The organism is Ohtaekwangia sp. (assembly GCF_036568665.1).
In the GTDB taxonomy this organism is placed as follows: domain Bacteria; phylum Bacteroidota; class Bacteroidia; order Cytophagales; family Cyclobacteriaceae; genus Ohtaekwangia.
Map to the genome: position 1 here is coordinate 1 of NZ_DATCSD010000153.1, position 20,496 is coordinate 20,496.

The following is a 20,496-nucleotide window of genomic DNA, read 5'->3' on the forward strand; positions in this document are numbered from 1 at the left end:
TCATCTGTTGTCGGATCGTCATCATTACAGGAGCTTAATGCAAATGCCATCGCTATCATCGCAGCAAATGCAAAGCGTAGAGTGAATGTTTTCATCATAAAATATTTTGTGGTAAAATTATTTGCGAGCAAAAGTAAAGACGGCAGGTTACGGCATCGTTAAGCTCGTGTTAGCAGTCATTTAATTATATATTTGATAATGCCTGAATAAAAAAGAAAAAGGGCCCAATAGGCCCTTCTTGTAATTTGTATTAATATTCGGTTAAAGTTTCCAAACTACACCGAGTGTACCATATTGACCCCATCTGTAGGTCTGAATGGGTTCATCAACTCCGGTAATTTTTTTATCGCGATTGGAATCCTGAATCAGTCTGTATTTCTGATTCAGGATATCCTGTACACCTAACTTCAATTCGAAGTGTTTGTTAAGTTCTTTTGATACTGTGAAGTCAACCTGGTTGCGTGGCATTTCATATTGATTCGCATTTGAATCTTTATCACCAACTGCATACAAGCGCTTGCCAAATACATTGTATTGTATACTTACCTGCAAGCCATTCTCGAAATTGTTATAGTATAGACTCGCATTTACTACATAAGGAGATTGTCCTTGCATAGCGCGTTTCTTTTCCAAATTGTTATATTCTGATATATCAGGAAAAACAACCTGACTCTTAATGAGTGCTCCGTTGAATACTACTGAAAGTTTATTGAGGAAAGGTGAAGATAAATCTGTAAATGATTTACGGATCTCTGCTTCCACTCCATAGGTAGTTGCTTTATCTGCATTTCCGAAATTATAGATCAGGTTCGATCCGGGTCTCAGGTATTGTTCGATAGGATCTTTAAAGTGCTTATAGAATACTCCGAATGAAATGTTATCTGCTTTGGAAGGATATAGTTCCCAGCGAAGATCTACGTTATCGATCTTAGCAGTCTTCAAATTTGTATTACCACTTATATCAGCATTTCTATCAAAGTCGTAGAAGTTAAACGGAGCTAGCTCACGAAATACAGGGCGGTTTACAGTTTTGCTATAGGCAAGCCTGATCAGCATCTTCTCAGTTATGTTATAAGTAAGATTAGCGAATGGCATCGGTACAGTAACCGGATTGTCTACAGCGTTTCTCTTAACATAGTGTCCGTTATTGTTTACATCATATACATCTATCTTCTGAACGTTATACTCTACCCGTAAGCCACCTGAGAATCGGAATTTATCAGCAAATGGTTTTACAAGTCCTACATATCCTGCTAACAGCGTATTATGTCCATCATAACGATCATATAGTGACGGACCTATATTTGTACCCTCTTCCAGAACAAATTTCGATATTAAATTCTGAGGTGTAAATATCTGATCGAATGGTTGCAACAGAAGGCTGTTATCTACATCTGCTGAGGTGGCCCATTTGTACGACATCCATCGTGCACTGAAAGCTCTGTTCTTTTGCTCTGCATAGTATCCTGCTGTAATTTTGGTCTGCTGTTCATCATCCACTGACGGATTCAATTTGATTTCTAAATTACCAACAGCAGAGTATGTATCTTCTTTCAGTTTGGAATAGAATCTTCCTGCTTCAAATGAACTTGCTCCCGGAGGTATAACAACACTAAACGGTTCATCTGTACCCATATCGCGCTGTGAACGAATTCTGCGATAGTCCGGCTGATTGGCGTTGGTGTTATTATAGCCCAATATCCAGTTGAAGTTAACAGCATCTGAGAAAGCATGCTTACCTGACAATTGACCTGAATATATACTTCTTGCATAATAATTCAACGCCATATTGTTAACATCGAAGAATTGTGCATTGTCGGTACCAGTACGGAACGTTGATTGATTTTGTCCCTGCTGGTTATAGAAGTTTCTGAACTCTATCTTGTTTGAGGGATCGAGTTCCAGAGTAAAGTTACTGATCGCACCAAGTCTGTTTGTTTGTGCAAATCTTAAGTCGTTATAGTGATAACGCAGTGTACTTTTTTGAGTTGTTTCAGAGAAAGCATCATAATAGTTCTGCGTTACTTCTATGCGTTGATTGGTGTGTGCATAGCTAATGGAAGTAATATTATCTAATCTCTTACCTGCCAAACGCATAGTTCTCGCTACATCCAGGTTAACTCTATAGTCAGGAGAAGCTGTTAATGTTCTTGTTGCCCAGGTATTCGGCAACATTTCAGTTGCTCTGTTTATTTCTTCTTGTGTATTTACACGAAGGTTTGATGGGAAAGACGAAGGGAGCGCTCTGTTACCACCGTTTCCACCTAACCAATCCATGCTATATTTCTTAGCGTCCAACGATACAGTTTTACCGGTTGTATTTGCACGGAAGCTTCCGGAAACTGAAAGTGTAACAGAATTTTCCTCAACCGTACTCTTGGTATATATACCTATATCTGCACCGGCAAATTCCCCAGGTAATTCAGGTGAACCAGATTTATATACCAGCACACGATCAATCATATTACTGGGTATAAGATCAAATGCAAAAGCTTTAGAGTCTACTTCTGTACTGGGAGCTATAATTCCATTTAACATTACAGTGCTATAGCGTTCACTCAAACCACGTACGTTCACGAAGCGGTTGTTCATGATCGTAACACCCGGAAGACGCTTCATAATCTGCGCTGCGTCTCTGTCTTGCGACATCGTGATCTGTTGAGCAGATATACCTACAGCGACCAGATCGCTCTTGCGTATCTCGGTAACAACTGAAAGATCGGTATTGGTTACACGTGCTCCGGTAATTACTACCTCATTCAACTCCTGACCTTCTTCTATAAGACCGTGATTTATTACGGTTGTCTGATCAGGATATACAGTAATATTTTGAAGAGTATCGGTCTTGTATGATATAAAAGATACTACCAGTGAATATGTACCTGCCTTTACCTTAGGAATTTCAAAGTTACCTTCAATGTCAGCCACGGCTCCTAATGCTGTTCCTTTAACAAGAACGTTGGCACCAATGATAGCATCGCCTGACACTGCATCTTTTACGTGACCCTTAATTGTTCCGGATTGTGCCAATGCACCAAGAGCAAATGTGATCAGCGATAATGAAAGAAGTAATCTTCTCAGCATAAACCTTTTATTTGACGCAAAGGTCACGCTCTAATATTACCTCACTCGCACGCCTGTGTTACGAAATTGTTAAGTAGAGAATATTAAGCTAACATGTGTTTAAAGACTGATTTGCCAACATTTTATTTCACTGTGATTATCAACACATTTCAATTATTTGGACTTAACAATTTTTACAAGATTTTTTAAAGCAGATAACGCGGGGGTAATAAAAGATTCAAGAAGTTTATTGAAAGGAAACAAAATTATATAGGTATACACGCTAAAAGCAGGGACCAAATACTCACTTAAAAGAAAAGCACAGACCTAAATCTGCGCTTTCAATATTCTTCCTTAAGTATATATAGGGTGTCTCGCTATCAGCCTACGAAAAACGTAAACACCTAACACATTATTTGTTGATCGGTACTTTATTGAGAATAACTTTTATGATATCCGAAGGACGCACATTGTCTGCTTCTGCTTCATAATTAAGCAATATGCGGTGACTCATCACGTCCAGTGCTACTTCCTTAATATCCTCCGGCAATACATAGTCGCGTCCTTCCATATAGGCCACCGCTTTGGCTGCCAGGTTCAAATTTATACTTGCGCGAGGTGAAGCCCCAAACTGTATATATTGTGCCTGCTCGTTAAGCTTATAGTCAAGTGGCTTACGTGTAGCATATACCAGTTCAATAATATAGCGTTCGAGTGATTCCGATATCTTTACTTTATTCACTTGTTCACGAATGGAGAATATCTCTTCTTTCGTGAGCATAGTAGTTACTTTATAGTTGAACTGCATGTTAGAGATCCTGCGCATGATCTCGATCTCCTGATCTTTGGTAGGATAGTCTACAAACACCTTCATCATAAAGCGATCCACTTGTGCTTCCGGCAATGGATAGGTTCCTTCCTGATCTACGGGGTTTTGTGTTGCTAATACAAGAAAAGGTCTGTCTAGTTTAAAAGTAGTTTCGCCAATCGTTACCTGCTTTTCCTGCATGGCTTCCAACAATGCCGATTGAACTTTAGCAGGAGAGCGGTTGATCTCATCTGCGAGAATTATATTGGCAAATATAGGGCCTTGCTTTACCTCGAACTTTCCCTCTTTCTGATTATAGATCATCGTACCGACCAGATCGGCAGGAAGAAGATCAGGAGTAAATTGTATACGTTGAAAGTCGAGATGTAGCACCTGAGCAAGTGTGCTAACCGTAAGTGTCTTGGCAAGACCGGGTACACCTTCCAGCAGGACGTGGCCATTGGTGAATAGTCCGATCATCAGTCGGTTCACCATATACTGTTGGCCTACTACAACCTTACCAACCTCGGCATAAACCTCTTTTATTTTTTCCTTATGTTCTTCGTGCTTTTCAACGGCTACCGATTCCATACACAGTTTTTAATTTTAAACCTGTCAAAAATAGCGTAATTATTGAGAAAAAAAGACCTAAAACCTGATGGATTGCCGTAATTTAAGATGTGAGGGGAATGTCGAGAACTTTTGTAATGGGTGATATTCACGGGGCCTCCCGTGCCCTGCGTCAATGTTTGCAACGTGCCGACTTTGATATTGAAAATGATCACCTTATAAGCCTGGGAGATGTGTGCGATGGCTGGCCCGAAACCCGCCAGTGTATTGATGATCTTCTGCAGATCAAGAATCTGGTCTATGTTCTTGGTAATCATGACTACTGGACCCTTCAATGGATGGAAACCGGATTTGTGGAAAGTATATGGTTCGATCAGGGTGGACAGGCCACTATAAAATCATACCATGATGGAGTACCCGAAGATCATATTCATTTTTTGAAATGCGCATCACCCTATCATATCGCCAACAACAAATTGTTTGTACATGCAGGTATAGACTTGCAGCAACCTTTTGAAAAGCAAGGATTGGACATATTTCTCTGGAGCAGAAATCTTGCACGCACAGTATTGGAGCTATATCTGAAAGGAGTTACCAGTAAGCTCACAACATTTGATGCGATCTACATTGGACACACACCTATTCCCTTCAGCAAACCTATTCACTCCTGCGAAGTGTGGATGATGGATACAGGCGCTGGATGGTCGGGCGTTCTCTCCATGATGGATATTGAAACCAACGAAGTATATACCAGCGATCCCGTGCCTTCGCTTTATCCGGGTGTAAAGGGAAGAACTCCGAAGAGTTAATTAATTACGAAGCTGCCTGTACTACCAACGCCTGATCCAGCTGGATTCCGCGGAGCTTTAAGAACAACTGCGCAAGTACTTCTACATCGCGAAGGCAGTAATCTTTTATTCGCGCCAGGTCACGCTCAATATAATATACCTGGTTTACTTTGCTTCCATCAATATCATTTTTACTGGAGGGTATATTGAAGATGGTAGCCAACAACTCCAGTGATGTAAAATGTTTATAGTCGCCAAACTTCCACAGTTCCATAGTGTCGTAGTGTGGCACTTCCCAGGGTTTTTTACCTGCTATATTTAACATGGCGGGTAATGCTATACCATTTACCAGCATACGTCTGCACAGGTAGGGAAAGTCAAACTCCTTTCCGTTGTGTGCACACAGTTTATCTGCATTGGCATTAAGCTTATCGAGCATGCATTTGAATTCGGTGAGCAGCGCCTTTTCATCGTCACCATAATACGCTTTTGTCTTTAGCGTGAGCACACCTTGCTCATCTTCATAAAATTTACCTACACATATACAGATGACCTTACCGAACTCGGCAAAGATCGCTGCACGATCGAGGTATAATTGCTCATCGGTTTGCGTAGACTCTCTTCGCAGATGGCTTGCCTTTCGTGCCCACAACGTTTTGAGTCGTTCATCCAGCGAATTAAAACTATCTGTATAGGATACAGTCTCAATATCCAGAAACATAACTTCGCGCAACTCCTGATTCATACCCACGGCCGTTTATTGATTAATCTTATTTATAATTCCTGGTATTAGTTTATCGATGATCAGCAGGAAGAAGAAGGCAAATATACTTGAGGCTGCTGCAATGGCAGCAAATAAAAGATAGTACTGAACCGTCCATTCAAAAGCAACCTTCAGTCGATGTAACATACTTACTTTAATTTCATGTCCTTCATTGAGCGAAAAGCGGATCGTACAAAATTCATTCTCCTGATCAAAGTCGCCAAGCAATACACCAAGACCCTGCAACTCTTGTTCAATTTCCAGTATACGATTTTGCAGATTGATATACTCTTCTATTCTTCCGCTTTGTTTTTTAATCTCCAGTAATGATTGTCTTGTAATTTCCAGCGATGCTTTCTTGGCATTCAGGTTTCTGAACTCGTTCGTCTTATCAACCTTTGTAATTTCTTTCGAGAGTATTGATCCAATCTTTAGCAGCGCTATATAAGAAGAATCGAAATGAGCGGGAGGTATACCAATCAGCAGGTGTAACGATCGATGGCCACGCTGACCAGAATTTTCTTCATACTGAATTATACCATTCTGGGTTTTAATTTCATTTCGCAGCTTCTTTTCATCTTCACTAAAATCAGAAGAGCGTGAGCGAATAGTAGCGGTTTTCTCGTATTTCTGACTAACATCAAATTCTCCTACCTGGGCTTGACCAGATTGCGACAAAACTTTTGAAACAACTTTATAGCGATCGCTCGCATAGTTATGCCTTACATCTTCCAGACTGGAAAAGAAATCAGAAAAATATTCTTCCTGCACTTCTGAAAGACCTGTTGAGTATCCGTAAATAAGCCGGAACAAAAAGAGCGCAAAGAAGCCGATCAGCAAAATGCCGATAGTGCGAACAAGCCGCTTCTTAAAAACAATTTTCATGTATAGTATAAATATAGGTTGATTCGCAGCATCAGGAATGAAGGACACCCTCCATCTCAAGCTCTTTTATAAACTTGATGTTCTCTTCACAAATAGCATCAGGCACAAAAACAAAACGTTTATCAAATATTTGCCTTCCAATATAGTAGCTTACCCAATATTCATTGTTCAGGTGAAAGACTGATGGATCGATCGGTTCGATCAACACAGCACTATTCTCAGCAATCGTATCGAGGTAATGACGCAAGATAGAAGTTTGCTGCTGTTCACCATCTTTCACTCCATATCCTTTACTCGCCACTAACGTATTCTCAATCGGGAAGTCGTTGTTATTGATCAGATATACTTTCCACTCATCTTGCTCACCTATATTTTTTACCCGGGCAACAGCCAGTGTTACATTTTTTACCTCCGGTCGTTCAATGTCCTTCATCATAGCCACTCCATTTCAAACTGTTCGCGAAATTTCTCTTTCAATACAACCTCCACTTCCCGTATATCTACCTTTTTTCCCAACTCCTTCTCCAGCGAAGTAACGGCTTTGTCCTGAATGCCACACGGCACTATATACGCGAAATATCGCAAGTCGGGATTAATGTTAAAAGCAAAACCATGCATCGTTACCCACCGACTCGTCTTTACTCCTAAAGCACAAATTTTTCGCGCCCTGCGCACATTGTCCACATCGATCCACACACCAGTAAGTCCCGCGATCCGGCCTGCATCAATTTTATACTCTTTCAATGTCTGTATAACGGATTCCTCCAACAGACGCATATACTTATGAATGTCTGTGAAAAAATTTTCCAGGTCTAATATAGGATATCCAACAATCTGACCCGGTCCGTGGTATGTTATATCACCTCCGCGATTGATATGATGATAAGTGGCATGTACCGTATGTAATTCTTCTTTTGCAATGATCAGGTTTTTCTCGTCCCCACTTTTCCCCAAGGTAAATACGTGCGGATGCTCACAAAAGATGAGATAATTATCGGTGATCTTCTGTTGCTCTGCCGGCAGATTTCTGTTCTCTGTTTTTACAGCGATCGTTTTCTCAAAGAGTGAGGCCTGGTAATCCCACGCCTCCTGATATTCTTTCAGGCCAAGCCCTATAAATTTTACTTTTTTATTCTGTATGCTGTTCATTCGCGTTCACTTCATCCTCCAATATATTTGACCATACATGATAGGTAATGTTAATGTTCAGGATCTTGTCGTATGTAATCACAAACAAATCACCCGGCATAGAATAGTAGCGGGCGTCAAGGTAACGCTCCAGGTATCCTACATTGGGTTGATTCGGGGTGAGATCGTCCTGCATCTTTCTTCTATATACCTGCGAGAGGTATATTCTGTCCAGGCCATTTTCGCGCGAAAGAAAATAATCTTTCAGCGTGCCGCTATATACCAACGGGCCTTCACCCGTCTGCATTAATACATCCACTTGTATCAAGTCTATATTTTTTGATTCACCGGGCTTCTCCAGATCAAGTATCTCTCCGCTAAAAAGATAGTACCATTCGTTATTCACACGAAGCGGAGAGTATTTCAGGTCCAGCCTGAACTTGCGCACGTAATAACGCACTGATAAGCCCAACACCACCGCTGCACCAATCATGGTAAATAAATAAAACAGAAAATATAGCAGGCTGCTATGAATCAATTCAAAATTGATAGTATCAGACTCCGTGATGATCTGATAGATCAACTGCAGCTTTATTTCGTAAGGCGTTAGATGTTCTATAACTAAAATACCCGCAAGTTGAAAGATGAGCGCGGGAAGTATAGCCCAGAAGATTTCGTCAACAGCAGAAATTTTGAATGATTGCTTGGTATAGGTTCCGTGCAGATAGGAATAGCGGAACGCAAGACCGGGTATAATGAGTATAAATAAAAAGATCGAACCGAAAATGAGATTCATGAATAACCCTCCGAAAGGTTTTCTTTACTTCTTATCGATCGCTCTCAGCCTGACGAGTTTCAATTCTTCACCGTCAACTTTAATAGTAGGCCGTTCTTCTTCCGGAAGAAGTGAACGCTCTACAAGGCGATCTGCAATGATGGCTAACATCAGCTGTTTGGCTAACTGCGGATTATCCAGGATCTTCCGGGTACGCTTGCTGATTGGTGCTTTCATATGCTATATGGTTTCTTAAAGTTACAACGAAAGTACCTGAAAACAAGTTTCTTACTTCTGCTTATCCAACTCTGTTCGCAGGTATGTAATCGAGTCGTTTGCCTCCGGCTCCACACCATTTTCCTTTGCCAGGTAATATGAAATCCAGTCGGTAAGATGTATCAGGTAATAATATTGTTCCAATAACGATGCCCCCTCCCCAATAATGTCAATCACTGGTTTCGAGTTTTTCTCGAAGAGATCGCGCGAAATCTCCATGCGCTTTTCTACGCGTTCATGATCGTGATCGGAGTAAAGATATACAGCCTGCAACATCGGCATCAATGCTTCCGGATAACACCAACCGGCAATTTCATTATGGTTGATTTCCGGAAATGTATTGGTATGCGCCAGTTGCTTGGCATTTTCATTTAATTGTTGCTGGAAACGAAGTGCCATCGCATGTAAGCGACTATCGCAATAAATAACCGGCAACTTGCCTCTTAGTTTTTTCGCAATAAGTTCTGCTTCTGATTGGATGCCTTTCTCTCCGCGATCCAGGAACTCAATAGCATTTTCGGTTTCCTTTATAAAAGCAGCGCCAATCAGGTTGGTATGATATAGTACATACAGCAGGGCAATCATGCTATAGGGGAGCATGGCACGCGGACTGTTTGATCCAGAAGGAAGCTGTATATATTGCAAATTATACTCGCGACAAACATCCAGCAATTTACCTCCGGATGCTATAGCGATTACCTGAGCGCGCTTGAGCAGAGCTTTATTGAGAGCCGAAACAGTTTCTTCCGCATTACCGCTATAGGAGCAGGCTATAAATAATGTATGCGGACTAACGAACTGTGGAATGTTATAGCTTTTGCAAACGGTGATGGGTATAGGGATGCGACCAAATGTAAGCGACTCTACTAGGTTGGCTCCTATACCAGACGAACCCATGCCGGCAATAACGATGTTGCGTATATCGCTGCCGGGACGATCAAGGTCTAGCGATTGCCCGATCTTCAATGCATCCGAAAGCTGGCGGGTAAAACCTTCGATATATTTTTTGGTAGTAGACATAATCGTAATTTGGTATTTCAAAGATAAAGCATGTGGTGCTTTTCTCACACACATTCTCGCTTAACCTAAACACCTACACACCTAAAACTTAAACACGTTACCACGTTGTGAGCAGCAAAATCAAAAAAGGAAAAGAGGGCGAGCAGCTTGCCGCTAATTTTTTAATAGGAAAAGGATTTGAAGTTGTAGCGAAAAACTACAGGCACCGACATGCTGAGATCGACCTGATCGTAAAGCGTGATGACTGGCTGATCTTTGTTGAAGTAAAAGCGAGAAGTTCTTCTGACTTTGGAGAACCTGAAGAATTTGTCGATTTGCGAAAGATCAACAAGATATTTGAAGCTGCCGAAGAGTATATTTTCTCTACCGATTGGCAAGGGCACATCCGGTTTGATATTGTCTCTATAAAATTAGGCCGGGAGCCTGTGATAGAACTTTTTGAAGATGCCATCAACTGAGTATAAAACAAGAAAGGAGATGCACTATACATCTCCTTTCTTGTTTATAGGCTGTTAAAAACTAATAGAGCTCTTTAAATTTTTTCTTACCTGATTCCAGGAACTGCACGAAATGATCTACACTTTTATCGTAGCCGAAAGGTGACACAAGCACGCGTTCATCTTTACCTACTAATACATAAAATGGCTGCGCATTGTTATTGAGGTTTGCTATCTGCAAGTCTGCGTTTTGTTTACCAATGGTCTTCTTTACTTTTTTATCGTATTTGGAGGTATACCATTCGCTTTCGGGCAGTTCTGTTTTATCATCTACATATAGCGCTACCACAACAAAATCATTCTTCAGTTTATCCAACACCTGCGGATCAGACCACACTACTGCTTCCATCTCGCGGCAGTTGGTACAGCCGTGTCCGGTAAAGTCTATAAATACCGGTTTGTTCTGCTGACGTGCACAAGCTATAGCTTGCTTATAATCGAAGTAGCCTTTTATACCGTGCGGTAAATGGAGGAACTCTTCGTACTTCGGCTCATCACAAATTTCATTAGGCTTGGAGTTACGCGCTGCGGATAACAGATCGAAATCATGTGTATGCATTGGTGGCAGATAACCAGCCAGTGCTTTCAGCGGAGCGCCCCACATACCGGGAATGAGATATACTACGAAAATAAATGCCACCGTAGCAAACGTAAGACGAACTATACTCACACGTTTATCTTCAGCATCTTTACCCGTATCGCCAGAAAGGCGAAAACCCTTCATGAGATATATACCAATCAATGTTACAATTACAATCCAGATGGCGATGTTGATCTCACGATCCAAAATTCTCCAATGGAAAGCCTGGTCCGCTATACTCAAAAACTTAAAGGCCAAAGCAATCTCAACAAAGCCGAGCACTACCTTCACAGCGTTTAGCCATCCACCGGATTTCGGCATCGAGCTCAACCACCCGGGAAAAAATGCGAATAATGTAAATGGTATTGCAAAGGCAAGTGAGAATGCGAACATACCCACGATCGGCTTCAAAAATTCGCCACCGGCAGAAGACACGAGTATACTTCCAACAAGAGGACCTGTGCAAGAGAATGAAACCAGTACGAGTGTAAAGGCCATGAAGAACACCCCAATAAAACCACCTTTCTCTGCCTGCTGATCTACTTTATTAATGAACGTTCCGGGCAAAGTAATTTCAAAAAGACCAAGAAATGAAAGTCCGAAGACAATGAACACCGTAAAGAATATCAAGTTCGGTAGCCACTCCGTTGAAAGATGGTTAGCCGTTTCTGGTCCCATTAGTGGTGCTATCGCTGCACCGATCAAAGTATAGATTACTACAATTGATAATCCGTATAGCAACGCCTGAAGCTTCGATCTACCTTGTGTAAAGAAACTCACCGTCATCGGTATCATCGGAAAAACACAAGGCGTAAGTAAAGCAGCAAGGCCAGCCACAAATGCCAGGAGGCAAAAACCAAGTAAAGATGCTTTGCGCGGATCTTCTTTCACCAAAGAAGGATCCAGCACAGGTCCTTTTATATCAGCATATATAGCTGCTGAACTCGTTTTTTCTTCAACAGCTTTACGAGTGGTATCAACGGCTGATACTATATTTTCAATCTGCTGCTTTACCGTGGGTGTTTCCGTCTTAGTCTCCGTCTTCGGAGCTTCTGTTTCAGCAGCAGCTTTACCTTCTACTTTAATGTTTCCGAACAGAAGGTCACCATTAAACAATACACATTTACCTTCTACCTCCGAGCAAACTTGTCCCTCGTAAGTACCAATCAATGTAAGTGCAGGAGAAAGAATTTTTATTTTCTGTCTGAATTCCCCGGAGCCTTCAAAGATGCGAACATCACAATCAAATATCTTGTCGTGTTTGGTTTTGTCTTTAACAGCAACAAGATCTCCTTCCAGAGCAAAGCTTGGATGTTTCTCCAACGTGATTGACATCGGCACAGGACCACATTCCTGATCAAACCCGATGGAATAGATATACCAGTTCTTGTCGATGGTGGCTTTGAACACCAGTTCTACTACATCACCAACTTTATAGGTTTTAGATGGCGTTTCCGCTGTAAGTTTTGCCGGTTGAAGAACTTGCGCGGAACCTGCAATAGCAGTCAGTAACAGAACGCCCAGGAATAATCGTTTTAGCATGATTAGAAAAATTCAGCGCTAAAATAACGAACTCCTTCTCAAATTAGTTGACCATGCAAGATGAAAGGTAATCCTGACGACATTTCGCCAGGTTTTAACAATTCTTAACAAAAATTTAGTTGATTGGAAATCAGATCTCCACCTCGATCTGTCCCTTTAAAAGGTCTTCAAACTTCTCGCGTTCGCGGATCAGCTTAGCCTCTCCGTTCACAATAAGTACCTCTGCGGGTCTAGGCCGAGAGTTATAGTTAGAGGCCATGGAGAAGCCATAGGCCCCGGCATTTTTAAAAGCAAGAATATCACCTTCGCGAACTTCATTCAGGTCGCGGTCGCTTCCAAATGTATCGGTCTCGCAGATATAGCCTACCACAGTATATTTCTTCAGTGGCGCTCCGGGATTTGATACATTCACAATGTGATGATAGGCATCATACATCATGGGCCGTATCAGGTGATTAAGGCCTGAGTTTACACCCACAAATGTTACAGTAGGCGTTGGCTTAACAACATTTACCTGCACCAGCAACGTACCTGATTCGCTTACCAGAAATTTTCCCGGCTCAAGCCAAAGTTCAAGCTTGCGTCCGTATCGGTCGCAAAATTCATTGAATGCTCTTGTCAGTTTACTTCCGAGTTCCTGTATATCGGTTACTATATCTCCTTCTTTATAGGCGACTTTAAAGCCGCTGCCAAAGTCTAAAAATTTCAGATCCGGAAAATGTGCAGCCGCCTCGAATAACACCTCGGCTGTTTTGAGGAACGCCTCTGTCTCTTTTATATCCGAACCGGTATGAATATGAAGTCCGCTGATGCGTATACTATATTTCTTCATCAGATCTTGTATCTCCGAGAGCTGCAACACAGAGATACCAAACTTGGAGTTACTATGTCCTGTGGATATTTTGATATTTCCACCCGCCATAATATTCGGGTTGAGCCTCAATCCGCACGCGTAAGAATTTTTAAATTTTGCACCAAATTTCTCTAGTGTCGACAAGTTATCGATGTTGATAGCGAGTCCTAATGTCACAGCCTCCTCTATTTCACTAAAGTCAACGCCACTGGGCGTGAAGGTTATTTCGCCAGGAAGGTAGCCGGCACGCAAAGCCAATCGTACTTCGCCCAATGAAACAGCCTCCATGCCTACACTATGCTTGCGCATGAGCTTGAGTATGGAAATATTGGTGAGCGCCTTTGCTGCATATTTTATTTTTACGTCTGCAGCAGCGTATGCACTCTTTAGTTTTGCAATCTGCTGTGCAATGCGTGCGCCATCATAAACATAAAGCGGGGTGTCAAATTGCCTGGCAAGGTCAAGAACATCAATACCCTGAATCGTGTACGTTTGCTGTGTAAGCTCCATTGGAAAATTTAAAGGCCCCAAATATATATCAGGTTTTATTGGATTTCGGGATTATACGGATCGATTTGCAGTATTTTTATGTTGGTGTTTTTAGATTGAAAAAGTTCTGTCGGTAATTCTATTTTTGGGTCAGAAAACGCGCGTTTGAAATTGCCTGACCCGCATAACTTTAACTAATATTGATTTTTCATGAAGCTTTTTTTCAGAGAGTACCTGCCTGCCGAACCATCCACATCTAACCAGACAATTGTAATTCTTCACGGGCTTTTTGGTTCTTCCGACAATTGGTTAACACAAGCGCGTTTATTATCAAACAACGGCTACAAGGTATATACAGTAGATCAGGCCAATCACGGACAGTCTTATCACAGTGAAAGCTTTGATTATGCCACAATGGTAAATGACCTAAAGGAGTTGATAGATGATCTGAAACTTGATAAACCTGTTATACTGGGCCATTCAATGGGGGGCAAGACGGCTATGAATTTTGCCGTGGCTCATCCGGATAAACTATCAAAACTTATTGTGGTTGATATTGCTCCGCGATACTATGATCTTGAACACTATACTATTGTGAAAGGGTTGAATGCTATACCTGTCCATTCGATCACATCACGTCACGAAGCTGACGCGCTGTTGGCAGAGTATGTTCCGGAACCGGATGTTCGACAGTTCTTGTTAAAGAACCTTCAGCGACAAACAGATAATGGTTTTACCTGGAAGATAAATCTTCCGCTTATTACAGAGCAGTTGAGTAACATTGGTGTTGACCTTCAATACCAGGGTAATTTTGATAAGCCAACGTTGTTTATTCGTGGCGTACGATCAAAGTATATACAGGATAAAGATTGGGATCGAATTAAAGAGGTATTCCCGCAGGCTATATTGGAAACGATGGAGACCGGCCACTGGGTGCAGGCAGAAAAGCCTCAGGAGTTTGTAGAGCTGGTTATGAATTGGCTGCACTAGAATTTCTTTTTACAACGGTTAGGCTAACTGCCGCACAAGGCTATGAAATATTTGCCATTTCTTTCTGGTATATATAGCACAGCCCCAGGTCTTATATCTACAGCGAAGGCAACGGGGCGTGATGCATTGGTCTTTCAGATCGATGACTCCTACGATCATTATCGCAGAAATAAAGATGCCTGCCGGAAAGAAAACATTCATAAATATTACTGCGAGCAACGACTGAACAGAGAAACGATTCAGCAAGTGAATCAATATATCGTGAGGCAACTGGCTCATGAATATCCAAACGATATTACTGTTGATTGGGAAGCACGCGTATTAACTAACCGGATTACACAAGAACATTTTACCTGGGCCGATGATTGGCAAACTATTCATCATCCACGGTATATATCACTGTTCGATGCTTTATGCTGCCAGGTGCAGGAAGATATAGCTGTGTTTCAGTTAAGTCAGGACAATGATTGGTTAGCGGCTATTCATTTGTGCTCTCCTAATCATTGGGCACCGGGAGATAAAATCGGAAAACCTTTCCGCGATGTACATGCTCCGGTACCGGGCATGGAAAAAACGCTGGAGCATTATCGTAAAATGCTGGAGGGTATTGTGCAGGCTAAATCGCCCTTTACCCGTTTTGCCTGGGGCATTGCAACTGATACGAGACTGAATCATCATCCTCAGGCGCCATCACACATAAACAATGCTTCGTGGCAGGGAAGAGAACACGATACAAGCAACGCCTGGTATATACGCACCGAGCGACAAAATCTGGCAGGATTCGCCAATGCAAATGCTTTCCTGTTCACCATACGAACGTACTTCTACAGCGTAGATGATTTGAATATAAGTGAAAAAGAATTACTGCGATCAGCGCTGAAAAGTATGTCGAAGGAGGCGCTTGCGTATAAAGGATTGACGGGCTCTGTTGATCACCTCGATAATTACCTGAGGTAGTTTAGCAGATATATATTTAGATGTCGAGGTAACGGAGCAGCATGTCGATCCTGTCTTTCTCTCCTGCTATTGGTTTTGCTTCCTGATAACGACCTATTACTTTATAGCCAAACCGTTCGAGTGTTGAAACAACTCTGGAGAGATCCTGCTGATTGATTTTGAGTGTTAAACGTATCTTACCAGTATCGAGAGGATCTTCTTTCAATATACTGCTCAATATCTTGGCGTGGTTTTCTTCGATAAGACGACTGATCTCAGCAAGGGAGTAATCGATAAAGTTCATCGACAAAACTAAAATACCTCCCGGCATTTGTACGGCAGCCGTCTGTGCAAAAGAAGTTAATGTATCCTGTACGGTGATCACACCGAAGTATGTCATGTCTTCATTCAGCACAGCCACCATTTGGAGTTTATGGTCTGCGGCTACTTTCAGAATATCATAGAAGTGCGTGTCGAGATGAACGTAACATTGCTGACCAATGAGTGTAAAGTCACGTACGTTCTTATCAATATCGTTGGTCTCCAGAATGATCTCTTCGGAAATAAATCCCAGAAGTTTTCCATCGTCCACCACCGGCATATACTGACAGCGAAATTCTTCCATCCACACGATTGCCTTATGTGCATCGTCCGATCCTTTTAAAGGAGGAATCATGTGGTTTATAAGATCTTCTGCTATCACGCTGGCTTTTGTTTTACCTATATACGTTAATGAACCAAAAAGTCCTCGACAAGTTCATTGAATTTTTCAGGATGTTCCATCATGGGTGCATGACAACACTTATCAATGAATTTCAACGTCGAATTAGGAATTAACCTGTTAAACTCATGCGCCACCATGGGTGGTGTTATGGTATCATTCAAACCCCATACCAATAACGTTGGTGCCTTAATGTTTGGAATTTCTTCAGCCATATTATGGCGTTGTGCCGATTTTGCAATGGCCACAATGCGCATGCACTTGGGAATACTCTTCGTAATGTCAAAAACTTCGTCTACTAATTCCTTTGAAGCAACTTCAGGGTTATAGAATGTGTACGACACACGCTCCTTGATGTACTCATAATTTCCACGTTTGGGATAAGAACCTCCCATCGAGTCTTCAAATAGTCCGGAGCTGCCCGTCAGAATCAGTTTCTTAACTCTGTCACCGTTCTTCAGGGTATAGATCAATGCAATGTGACCTCCAAGACTGTTACCCATAATGATCATATCATTGAGATTCTTGAAAGCAACAAACTCTTCCAAAAATTTACGCAAGCCTTCGAGCCCTGCTTCTTTTATAGGCATCTCGTAAATAGGCAGCATAGGTATAACTACCCTGAAGTTTTTTGAAAAGCGATTTACAACACCTTCCCAGTTACTGAGAGCACCGAATAATCCGTGAAGTAAAAGAAGTGTTTCTCCTTTTCCTTCATCTACAAACTTAAATCCGTTCTCTTCTTTAATCTGAATGGCCATGTCTGTGAATTAATGCCGATAAGTAAGGAAAAAAAATACCAGAAATGAAAAATTTGTCTTTCAATGAATGCAAAAAACATTACAAGTAACTAACGAAAATTAGTTATCTTATGAAAAATGGATGTAATGAAACTTTGATTGGCAATATAATCTGATGGGGATTATCCTCCTGCCAAAAGTTTTTTCACGAGTTCAGAAACGATTTTACCGTCCGCCTGGCCTGCCAGTTTTTTGGTAGCGGTGCCCATTACTTTACCCATATCCTGCGGGCCTTTCGCTCCAACTTCCGCAATAATATTTTTCAGCGCTGCTTCAACTTCTTCTGTTGATAATTGCTTCGGAAGATAACGGCTTATTATATCGAGTTGAAAGTTTTCTTTATCAGCCAGATCGTTTCTTCCTTGCTGTGTAAAAATATCTGCCGACTCCTTACGCTGCTTTGCCGCCTTTACTAAAAGTTTATTCTCCGTGTCAGATGATATATCGCCACTTCCACCTTTCTCAGTTTCAGCCAACAGTATAAGCGACTTTATACTACGCAATGCTTCCAACTCTTCTTTGTTCTTGGCAAGCATAGCTTTTTTTATGTCGTTATCAATTTGTTGTTTCAGGCTCATAATTTTACGTTTAATACTATTTTGCGAAACCAATTAGTGGATCATCCAGTTTTTACTTGCGTACATACATATACCCATGACCAAACTGAGCGTCAATATTAACAAAATTGCCACACTCCGAAATGCACGCGGAGGAAATAATCCCGATGTGATTAAAGCAGCTATTGATTGTGAGCGCTTTGGCGCGCAAGGTATTACAGTACATCCGCGCCCTGACGAACGCCACATTCGCTATCAGGATGTTATTCAGTTAAAAAATGTTGTTAAGACGGAGTTCAACATTGAAGGTTATCCGGACGAGCGCTATATAAAAATTATACATGAGGTAAAGCCTGCACAGGCTACCCTTGTACCCGATGCCCCGGATGCTATAACATCAAACGCTGGTTGGGATACTCTTAAAAATGCTTCGTTGCTTCGCGACATCTGCCAGGAGATAAAATCGTTGGGCGTGCGTGTATCTGTATTTGTAGATCCATCGCCTCGTATGGTCGAAGGCGCTATAGCGTTGGGGGCTGATCGCGTAGAGTTATATACCGAGCCTTATGCCAGCGAATTTCTGGTGAGTAAAGAAGTGGCTGTTAAGCCATACATCGAAAGTGCGCGTATTGCAAAAGACGGAGGTATTGGTATTAATGCAGGACACGACCTCGACTTGCATAATCTTAAATTTCTCAAACAAAGCATTCCATATCTTGACGAGGTTTCAATCGGTCATGCTCTGATCGCTGATGCACTATATCTGGGATTAGAAAATACTATTCAACTTTACCTGAAACAACTCAAGGGCTAGGCAACGACTACCGAGTATTAGAACCTGGCAGCTACTGCCAGTCTCTTCCTATATGTTTTTATAGCTCCTGAAGAATTGAATACCTGGAACCAAACCATGTAGTATCCAACTCTTGCGCGTGAGCCATCGTCACGATCACCATCCCAGCGAAGAAATCCTTCTGAACCGAGGAGCTGGTTGTTAGCCAATTGACGAATGAGTTGCCCGTTAGAGTCTAATACTTTTACATTCGCTATATATCCTCCCTGATCAAATTTATACTGTATCTCTGTAAAATCCGGATTACCATTGAGCGGCACAAAAACTTCAGGTGATACAATTACTTCTTCTGCGGATGCTATACTGCTGGTTATAGCGTTGGAATTTATAAATCCGGGTGTTGCATATCCACTGGTTGTACTGGCTGATTTCCAATTGTTGATATCGTTCGTAGCTTCTGTAAACGATATTCTTTCCAGGGAAACGCCTTCATCATCTTTGATGAAAGGAGAATGCATGTTCTTTGTATAAACGAAGTAATCAATCGTATTTCCCTGGTCATCCAGTATAGCAACATTTCCTTCATCGTCACTCCACGATGGAAGTGCCTTCACTTCCAATACATTTTCCGTTTTTGTCTGCGGATATTCTCCAATCAGAATGTCAAGGTCTTTCACCAATACCAGATATGCATCGGGTCGTAGCAGAAAATCCGTTTCTGTTATAGTATACGATTTATCTATAACACCATCTTTCAGAGAAGCTACTTTCCAACGCTTCAGGTTCAAATATTTATCCGATGTATTAACAATCTCCAGGAAATCTTCGCCAGTAGGTTTAGGATTAAAAAGAATTTCATTTATCGCCACATCCAAACTATCCGGCTGTTCTGGTAATGCCAATGAAACAGAATTATACTTCAATTGAATATCATTACCGCTGCAGTCATATACATCACTCAGACTAATAGTATAAAGTTGTTTTGCCTGAAGCGGAGTTGAAAGTGAAACACGATAAGCTCGTAATGATTGATCGGTAAACTCAATTTTCTCGACTGGTATGTTCGGGTCTATATGAAGATGGGTGAGCGTTGGAATTTCTTTCGCTAATTTTTCGTCAAACTGCAAGATGATTTGTTGATCATTTAGAGGTGTGCCGCCAAGCAGCATTGGTCCTGTAAGATCGGGCTTGTTTGCATATATGGAATTTTGTCTGCCAGGTGTGCCTCCGTTCTCATCTTCAGAAGCAGCCCAGTTATTTTCTTCACCACAAATGTTGTTTGGATCAATTAGCTCCAGTGACCAGCCACCTGATTTTTTATCATCATTCTTGTACCAGCTATCAGTATACTGAACGGAGTCTATTGTTATGCCTCCTCTGTATTTCAGTAATACATTATCGCCAGTATTATTCCAGGAGGGGAAAGAATTCAAGCCTAAAACATTTTGCAGGTTGCTATAACTGGAAGTCGAGGACGTTCCTGTTAAGAGTATATATTTACCCGGCTCGAGGTTGTACGATGGAAATGTTGCGGTTGATGAACCATCGGATAATGTCCAACCTGAGAGATTGTATGTGGTGTTGCTTCTGTTCAGCAATTCTATAAACTCTACTTCCGGCAACTCAACACGTGGCGATGGATCAGCGAATATCTCTGTGACA

General features: G+C 41.6%; 20 protein-coding genes. 5 read left to right on the forward strand and 15 right to left on the reverse strand.

Features of this window, described 5'->3' with window-relative positions; all coding sequences use genetic code 11:
* Positions 1–261: 261 nt before the first annotated feature.
* Together VIN08_RS08750 and VIN08_RS08755 are read right to left on the reverse strand one after the other, a co-directional pair.
* Complete coding sequence (locus VIN08_RS08750) at positions 262–3,084, reverse strand: TonB-dependent receptor (RefSeq protein WP_331963262.1); 2,823 nt, start codon at positions 3,082–3,084, stop codon at positions 262–264.
* Positions 3,085–3,475: 391 nt separating this feature from the next.
* Positions 3,476–4,462 carry an AAA family ATPase gene (locus VIN08_RS08755; RefSeq protein ID WP_331963265.1) on the reverse strand — a complete coding sequence of 329 codons (987 nt, stop codon included), beginning with the start codon at positions 4,460–4,462 and terminating at the stop codon, positions 3,476–3,478.
* A 98-nt stretch (positions 4,463–4,560) separates the two neighbouring features.
* Between VIN08_RS08755 and VIN08_RS08760 the strand changes: the two genes are divergently transcribed.
* The gene (locus VIN08_RS08760; protein ID WP_331963268.1) at positions 4,561–5,250 is read left to right on the forward strand and encodes a metallophosphoesterase; all 690 of its coding nucleotides are present in this window, start codon (positions 4,561–4,563) and stop codon (positions 5,248–5,250) included.
* Positions 5,251–5,254: 4 nt separating this feature from the next.
* Here VIN08_RS08760 and VIN08_RS08765 read toward each other — a convergent pair whose 3' ends face one another.
* The 7 genes from VIN08_RS08765 to VIN08_RS08795 are packed head-to-tail and all read right to left on the reverse strand — an operon-like array spanning position 5,255 to position 10,076.
* On the reverse strand, positions 5,255–5,974 hold the full coding sequence (locus tag VIN08_RS08765) for a 3'-5' exonuclease (protein WP_331963271.1): 720 nt from the start codon (positions 5,972–5,974) through the stop codon (positions 5,255–5,257).
* 12 nt (positions 5,975–5,986) lie between these two features.
* A complete protein-coding gene (locus tag VIN08_RS08770) occupies positions 5,987–6,877 on the reverse strand; it encodes a DUF4349 domain-containing protein (protein WP_331963273.1) in 891 nt (296 codons plus the stop codon).
* 31 nt (positions 6,878–6,908) lie between these two features.
* Positions 6,909–7,313, reverse strand: coding sequence for a hypothetical protein (locus tag VIN08_RS08775; RefSeq protein ID WP_331963276.1), 405 nt, complete (start codon positions 7,311–7,313; stop codon positions 6,909–6,911).
* The gene (gene lipB / locus VIN08_RS08780) at positions 7,310–8,026 is read right to left on the reverse strand and encodes a lipoyl(octanoyl) transferase LipB (RefSeq protein WP_331963279.1); all 717 of its coding nucleotides are present in this window, start codon (positions 8,024–8,026) and stop codon (positions 7,310–7,312) included. Before lipB ends, VIN08_RS08775 begins: the two co-directional genes overlap by 4 nt.
* The gene (locus VIN08_RS08785) at positions 8,007–8,801 is read right to left on the reverse strand and encodes a hypothetical protein (protein WP_331963281.1); all 795 of its coding nucleotides are present in this window, start codon (positions 8,799–8,801) and stop codon (positions 8,007–8,009) included. Before VIN08_RS08785 ends, lipB begins: the two co-directional genes overlap by 20 nt.
* A gap of 24 nt (positions 8,802–8,825) precedes the next feature.
* The gene (locus VIN08_RS08790) at positions 8,826–9,017 is read right to left on the reverse strand and encodes a hypothetical protein (protein WP_331963283.1); all 192 of its coding nucleotides are present in this window, start codon (positions 9,015–9,017) and stop codon (positions 8,826–8,828) included.
* Between the two features lie 51 nt (positions 9,018–9,068).
* Positions 9,069–10,076 (reverse strand): bifunctional phosphoglucose/phosphomannose isomerase, encoded by a 1,008-nt coding sequence (locus VIN08_RS08795; RefSeq protein ID WP_331963286.1) that lies wholly within the window; start codon positions 10,074–10,076, stop codon positions 9,069–9,071.
* A 107-nt stretch (positions 10,077–10,183) separates the two neighbouring features.
* Between VIN08_RS08795 and VIN08_RS08800 the strand changes: the two genes are divergently transcribed.
* Positions 10,184–10,534 (forward strand): YraN family protein, encoded by a 351-nt coding sequence (locus VIN08_RS08800; protein WP_331963289.1) that lies wholly within the window; start codon positions 10,184–10,186, stop codon positions 10,532–10,534.
* Between the two features lie 61 nt (positions 10,535–10,595).
* Here VIN08_RS08800 and VIN08_RS08805 read toward each other — a convergent pair whose 3' ends face one another.
* Together VIN08_RS08805 and lysA are read right to left on the reverse strand one after the other, a co-directional pair.
* On the reverse strand, positions 10,596–12,695 hold the full coding sequence (locus VIN08_RS08805) for a protein-disulfide reductase DsbD family protein (RefSeq protein WP_331963292.1): 2,100 nt from the start codon (positions 12,693–12,695) through the stop codon (positions 10,596–10,598).
* A gap of 130 nt (positions 12,696–12,825) precedes the next feature.
* Entirely contained in the window at positions 12,826–14,058 is a 1,233-nt protein-coding gene (gene lysA / locus VIN08_RS08810) for a diaminopimelate decarboxylase (protein WP_331963295.1), read from the reverse strand.
* A 189-nt stretch (positions 14,059–14,247) separates the two neighbouring features.
* On the opposite strand from lysA, the gene VIN08_RS08815 reads away from it, so the two are divergent.
* Complete coding sequence (locus VIN08_RS08815) at positions 14,248–15,027, forward strand: alpha/beta fold hydrolase (protein ID WP_331963298.1); 780 nt, start codon at positions 14,248–14,250, stop codon at positions 15,025–15,027.
* A gap of 42 nt (positions 15,028–15,069) precedes the next feature.
* Complete coding sequence (locus VIN08_RS08820; protein ID WP_331963301.1) at positions 15,070–15,984, forward strand: heme-dependent oxidative N-demethylase subunit alpha family protein; 915 nt, start codon at positions 15,070–15,072, stop codon at positions 15,982–15,984.
* A gap of 16 nt (positions 15,985–16,000) precedes the next feature.
* Here the strand turns inward: VIN08_RS08820 and VIN08_RS08825 are convergent, their stop codons facing one another.
* The 3 genes from VIN08_RS08825 to VIN08_RS08835 form a co-directional block, all read right to left on the reverse strand.
* Positions 16,001–16,639 carry a CBS domain-containing protein gene (locus tag VIN08_RS08825; RefSeq protein ID WP_414693261.1) on the reverse strand — a complete coding sequence of 213 codons (639 nt, stop codon included), beginning with the start codon at positions 16,637–16,639 and terminating at the stop codon, positions 16,001–16,003.
* Positions 16,640–16,692: 53 nt separating this feature from the next.
* Complete coding sequence (locus VIN08_RS08830) at positions 16,693–17,445, reverse strand: alpha/beta hydrolase (protein ID WP_331963307.1); 753 nt, start codon at positions 17,443–17,445, stop codon at positions 16,693–16,695.
* 161 nt (positions 17,446–17,606) lie between these two features.
* Positions 17,607–18,062, reverse strand: coding sequence for a GatB/YqeY domain-containing protein (locus VIN08_RS08835; RefSeq protein WP_331963310.1), 456 nt, complete (start codon positions 18,060–18,062; stop codon positions 17,607–17,609).
* A gap of 76 nt (positions 18,063–18,138) precedes the next feature.
* On the opposite strand from VIN08_RS08835, the gene VIN08_RS08840 reads away from it, so the two are divergent.
* Positions 18,139–18,855 carry a pyridoxine 5'-phosphate synthase gene (locus tag VIN08_RS08840; protein ID WP_331963313.1) on the forward strand — a complete coding sequence of 239 codons (717 nt, stop codon included), beginning with the start codon at positions 18,139–18,141 and terminating at the stop codon, positions 18,853–18,855.
* A gap of 17 nt (positions 18,856–18,872) precedes the next feature.
* On the opposite strand, the gene VIN08_RS08845 is transcribed toward VIN08_RS08840, so the two are convergent.
* The coding region (locus tag VIN08_RS08845) for a lamin tail domain-containing protein (protein ID WP_331963316.1) at positions 18,873–20,496 on the reverse strand (1,624 nt) is incomplete at its 5' end.

Coding starts and splice junctions, on each gene's coding strand:
- VIN08_RS08815 (WP_331963298.1), top strand. CDS start 14,248: ATGAAGCTTTTTTTCAGAGAGTACCTGCCTGCCGAACCATCCACATCT.
- lipB (WP_331963279.1), bottom strand. CDS start 8,026: ATGAACAGCATACAGAATAAAAAAGTAAAATTTATAGGGCTTGGCCTG.
- VIN08_RS08770 (WP_331963273.1), bottom strand. CDS start 6,877: ATGAAAATTGTTTTTAAGAAGCGGCTTGTTCGCACTATCGGCATTTTG.
- VIN08_RS08830 (WP_331963307.1), bottom strand. CDS start 17,445: ATGGCCATTCAGATTAAAGAAGAGAACGGATTTAAGTTTGTAGATGAA.
- VIN08_RS08755 (WP_331963265.1), bottom strand. CDS start 4,462: ATGGAATCGGTAGCCGTTGAAAAGCACGAAGAACATAAGGAAAAAATA.
- VIN08_RS08775 (WP_331963276.1), bottom strand. CDS start 7,313: ATGATGAAGGACATTGAACGACCGGAGGTAAAAAATGTAACACTGGCT.
- VIN08_RS08765 (WP_331963271.1), bottom strand. CDS start 5,974: ATGAATCAGGAGTTGCGCGAAGTTATGTTTCTGGATATTGAGACTGTA.
- VIN08_RS08785 (WP_331963281.1), bottom strand. CDS start 8,801: ATGAATCTCATTTTCGGTTCGATCTTTTTATTTATACTCATTATACCC.
- VIN08_RS08790 (WP_331963283.1), bottom strand. CDS start 9,017: ATGAAAGCACCAATCAGCAAGCGTACCCGGAAGATCCTGGATAATCCG.
- VIN08_RS08805 (WP_331963292.1), bottom strand. CDS start 12,695: ATGCTAAAACGATTATTCCTGGGCGTTCTGTTACTGACTGCTATTGCA.
- VIN08_RS08760 (WP_331963268.1), top strand. CDS start 4,561: ATGTCGAGAACTTTTGTAATGGGTGATATTCACGGGGCCTCCCGTGCC.
- VIN08_RS08750 (WP_331963262.1), bottom strand. CDS start 3,084: ATGCTGAGAAGATTACTTCTTTCATTATCGCTGATCACATTTGCTCTT.
- VIN08_RS08825 (WP_414693261.1), bottom strand. CDS start 16,639: ATGATTCCTCCTTTAAAAGGATCGGACGATGCACATAAGGCAATCGTG.
- VIN08_RS08835 (WP_331963310.1), bottom strand. CDS start 18,062: ATGAGCCTGAAACAACAAATTGATAACGACATAAAAAAAGCTATGCTT.
- VIN08_RS08795 (WP_331963286.1), bottom strand. CDS start 10,076: ATGTCTACTACCAAAAAATATATCGAAGGTTTTACCCGCCAGCTTTCG.
- VIN08_RS08840 (WP_331963313.1), top strand. CDS start 18,139: ATGACCAAACTGAGCGTCAATATTAACAAAATTGCCACACTCCGAAAT.
- lysA (WP_331963295.1), bottom strand. CDS start 14,058: ATGGAGCTTACACAGCAAACGTACACGATTCAGGGTATTGATGTTCTT.
- VIN08_RS08820 (WP_331963301.1), top strand. CDS start 15,070: ATGAAATATTTGCCATTTCTTTCTGGTATATATAGCACAGCCCCAGGT.